The 4,477-nt window shown below is 76.1% G+C and carries 1 protein-coding gene; it reads right to left on the bottom strand.

All coding sequences use genetic code 11. The annotated features are described in order from the left end of the window. Positions 1–4,477, bottom strand: a 4,477-nt coding sequence (locus BZL64_RS15860) for a type I polyketide synthase (RefSeq protein WP_143663162.1), incomplete at both ends; no start/stop codon positions are given.

The raw sequence follows: 4,477 nt of genomic DNA, 5'->3' as shown, positions 1-4,477 counted from the left end.
CCAGGATCCGCACCGGTGCGGCGGGGTCGGCGGCCCGGCGGGCCTCGACCTGCTCGGCCACCAGCCGTGCCACCTCACTGTTGCAGCGGTCGGTGACCGGGTCGCCCCGGTAGACGGCGGCCACCCGCTCGGCGGAGCCGTCGGGGAAGAGGACCTCCATGGCCGGGCGGCGGCCGGTGAGCACGTCGGGCAGCGCGGTCAGGCAGTCACCGAGGAGTGTGAGGACCGGCGCCAGGGCCGGATGACGGTCCGTCAATCCATCGAGGTCGGCCATGAGTTCGTCCTCGGGCGCGGTTCTGCGGCCTGCCGGGCGCAGCCGGCCGCCGGCCGTGGCGGTCAGCCAGTCCGCCTCGGCCAGCATCTCCAGCTGCGCCCGGAACAGGGCGGCGTGCTCGGGCACCACGCCCAGGCGGGCGGTGAGCTCCTCACGGGATGCCTCGCCCGTGCCGAACAGGCCCGCCCGGTCGAGCACCGACGCCAGCAGGCGCAGCGCCAGCTCCTCCGCCTCGGCCACCGCACGCTGGTACGCGGCCAGTTCAGGGTCGGTGCCGGGCGCTTGCGGGAAGCGGACCTTCGGCAGCGGGTCCGGCGCACCGCCCGGCAGCACGCGCAGGGTGCGGTCGGGGTCGATGCCGAGGTTGTCCAGGATGGGCCGGTCCGCCTCCAGGGCGAACACCTGGGGCAGCCCCGCCGCGAGGGTCCGCTCGACGACGGTCATGCCCTGCTCGGCGCTCAGCGGCCGGATGCCGGCGGCGTCGAAGCGGCGCAGCACCCGCTCCCGCTCCGGGTCGCCGCCCGCGTGCCAGTAGCCGAGGTTGAGGACACGCACCGGGAAGGGCAGGGTGCGGGCGGCGTGCAGGGCGCAGGCGTCGGCGAAGGTACAGCCGGCGGCGTAACCGGCCTGGCCGTGGTTGCCCTCGAAGGCCGCGCCGGACGAGTAGAGGAGCGCGAAGTCCAGCGGCACCTCGCGCACCGCGTGCAGCAGGCTCCAGGTGGATTCGGTCTTGGTCTCCAGGGCGGCCCGCAGCCTGTCCTCCGGCAGCTCCCTCAGCACCTGGTTGACCAGCACCATCGCGGCGCTGATCACCCCGTGCAGGGCGCCGAACTCCTGTACGGCGAGCTCGACGGCCTCCTTCAGCGCGTCCGGGTCGGTGGCGTCGAGGGCGAGGTAGCGGACCTCGGCGCCCGCCTTCTCCAGCTCCGCGACGGTCTGCCGCCGGGGCTCGTCGAGCGGGGAGCGGCCGACCACGACCAGCTTCGCTCCGTAGGCGCGGGCCAGGTGCCGGCAGGTGTCCCGGCCGACGGCGCCGAGCCCGCCGACGACCAGGTAGACGCCACCGGGGCGGAACCGGGGTGCGGCAGCGGGCAGTTCGACCCGCTCCAGGGTGCGCACCCGGCGGACGCCCGCGCGCAGCGACACCGGCACCGGCCGGGCCGGGAACGGCTCGGCCACGATCGCGTCGGCCGCCTGGGCGGCCTCCGCCGCGCGTACGTCGACGATCGCCACGCGCAACGCGGGGAACTCCTTGGCCGCGACGCCGGCCAGGCCGAGGGTCCCGGCGGCCCACGGGGAGGAGTCGTCGCCCGCCTCCAGCGGGTGGACGTCCGTGGTGACGACCTTCAGGCGCGTCCCGCCCTCCAGCAGACCGTGCCGGGCCAGCGCCCGCACCAGGCGGTACAGGGCGACCGGGCCCCGGTCGGTCAGGGCGCGCAGCTCGGCGCGGCCGGCGGGCTCGCGCCCGGGGGCCGTGGCGAGGAAGTAGACCAGGTCCGGTGTGCCGGATCCGGCGAGGGCGCGGTCGAGATCGTCGTCCGTGAGGCCACCGGGGCCGACCGGGAGCCGTCGTACGTCGGCACCGTGGTGGGCGCCGGCGATGCCGACGGCGGGCTCGGCGTCCAGCCGCTCCCCGACCAGCAGCACGCTGCGCGCGGCCGAGGCGCGCTCCTCGGCGGGCCGGGCGGTCCACACCGGCCGGTGCACGACGACCGCGGCCGGCTTGGCCCCGCGGTAGGCCAGGCCCTCGAACCGCACCCGTACCGCGCCGGTGTCGTCGCAGAGCAGCACCTCCCACCGGTCGGTTCCGCTCTCCCGGACGTACGACCAGCCGGTCGGCGGGACGGCGCCGAACACCTCGACGCGGTCGGCCGCGAACGGCAGCATCGGCGGGGCGTGTTCGCCCCGGCGGCGGACCAGCAGGGCGGCCACGGTGTGCAGGGCGGCGTCCAGGACACCCGGGTGCAGGGCGTGGGCCGGGTCGTCGCCGGCGGACTCGCCGATCCGGCCGAGCACCTCGTCCCGGCCGGTCCACACCTGCCGGACGCGGCGGAAGAACGGCCCGTAGGGCAGTCCCTGCCCGGCCAGCGCCCGGTAGAAGGAACCTTCGGCCGGGCCTTCGTCCAGGCGGGCGCGCAGCGCGGTGACGTCGAGGGGTGCGGGCGCGGGCGGGGCGGCGGCGAGGCTGCCGTAGGAGCGCACGCCGTCGTCGGCGCCGCGGATCTCGTACCGGTCGCCGTCGAAGGCCACCGCCACCGTCTCCTCGGCACCGCTCAGGGCCAGCGGGACGACCCACCGGACGTCCACGCACGCCCGCCCCGCCAGTCCCCCGCTCGCCTCGGCGACCAGGTCCAGGTGGCCGACGCCGGGCAGGATGGGGCGCCCGTCGACCACGTGGTCGCGCAGCACCGGCTCGTCGGCGGCGAGCCGGCGCTCCCACCGGCGCGGGCCCGGCGCGGGGGCGGCGACGGGCGTGGTGTCGAGCCAGTGCCGTACCCGCTCGAAGGGGTACGTCGGCAGCGGCACCCGGCGGCGCTCGGCGGGGCGCAGGCGGTGCAGCAGGTCCCAGTCGACGGTGACGCCCGAGACCCACAGCCGGCCGAGGAGGTCGTCGGCGCCGGCCGTGATCTGGGTGGCGAGGAAGTCCTCGCCACCGATGCCGTCGGTCAGCAGGCCGCCGAGCGGCGGGTGCTGCTCCACCCGGCCCCGGTGCAACCACTGGCCGTCCTCGCCCCGGCCGACGGCGGCGAGCCTGCCTGCCGCGTCCGCGAGGTCGGCGGCGACGAACGCCAGCCGTGCGGCGAGGGGTTCGCGGCCCACCCGCAGGGTGTGGGCGACGTCGGCCAGCCTCGGGGCACCCGGCTCGGCCAGAGCACGGCCCAGGTCGGCAGCGCGGGCGCGCAGCCGGTCCTCGTCGCGGGCGGACAGGACGATCAGCTCCGCCTGCTCCGGCCCGGCCGGGGCCGGCTCGGGGGTCAGGTACTCCTCCACGACGACGTGCGCGTTGGTTCCGCCCGCCCCGAACGAGCTGACGGCGGCGCGGCGTGGCAGCGGACGGCCGTCACCGTCGTACGTGCGCGGCCACGGCGCCGTCTCCCGCTGCACGGTGAACGGTGAGCTGTCGAAGTCGATGACCGGGTTGAGTTCCTCGGCGTGCAGCGTGGGCAGCAGTGTGCCGTGGCGCAGCTGCAGGACGGCCTTGGTGAGTCCGGCGATCCCGGCGGCGCCCTCCAGGTGACCGATCGCGGACTTCACGGAGCCGAGCGCGCAGAAGCCCGTGGCGCCGGTGTGCCGGGCGAAGGCCTGGGCCAGCGCGGTGTGCTCGATCGGGTCGCCCAGTGCGGTGCCGGTGCCGTGCGCCTCGACACAGCCGATGGTGCGGGCGTCGATGCCCGCGGCGGCCAGCGCCTGTTCCACCAGCGCCTGCTGGGCCTGGGGGCTGGGCACGGTGTAGCCGCTGGTCCGGCCTCCGTGGTTGACGGCGCTGGACCGGACCACGGCGTGCACGGTGTCGCCGTCGCGGACCGCGTCCGACAGGCGCTTGAGCACCACCGCGCCGACGCCCTCGCCGGGCACGTACCCGGTGCCGCCCGCGCCGAAGGCCCGGCAGCGGCCGTCGGCGGACAGCATGGTCTTGTGGCTGAGGTGCACGTACTTGTCGGGATGCACGGCGACGTTGACGCCGCCGGCGATGGCGTACGAGCATTCGCCACGGCGGATGCTCTCGCAGGCCTGGTGCACCGCGACGAGGGACGCGGAGCAGGCGGTGTCGATCACCACGCTGGGGCCGCGGAAGTCGCCGAAGTAGGAGACCTGGTTGGCCAGGCCGGAACGGTTGGCCAGTACGACCTGGTGGTTGCCGCGGGCCGACTCGGTGGCGGCGAGGATCGCGTAGTCGTCCCACATGACGCCGACGAACACACCGACGTCGTGCCCCTGGCCGCCGTGGCGGGGCGCCGGGATCCGGGACGGCGGGTAGCCGGCGTTCTCCAGCGCCGACCAGGCCGTCTCCAGGAAGAGCCGCTCCTGCGGGTCCATCGTGCGGGCCTGCCTGGGCGCGATCTGGAAGAACATTGAGTCGAAGGAGTCCACGTCCGACAGGAAGCCGCCCCAGCGGCTGTGGCTGCGGCCCGGTGCGGCCGGGTCCGCGTCGAACAGGGCGTCGGCGTTCCAGCGGTCCGCGGGGACCTCGGTGACGCAGTC

The organism is Streptomyces bobili (assembly GCF_002154575.1).
GTDB lineage: Bacteria > Actinomycetota > Actinomycetes > Streptomycetales > Streptomycetaceae > Streptomyces > Streptomyces bobili.
The sequence above is the reverse complement of the archived record's forward strand: the minus strand, read 5'-3'. Positions and strand labels throughout refer to the sequence as shown.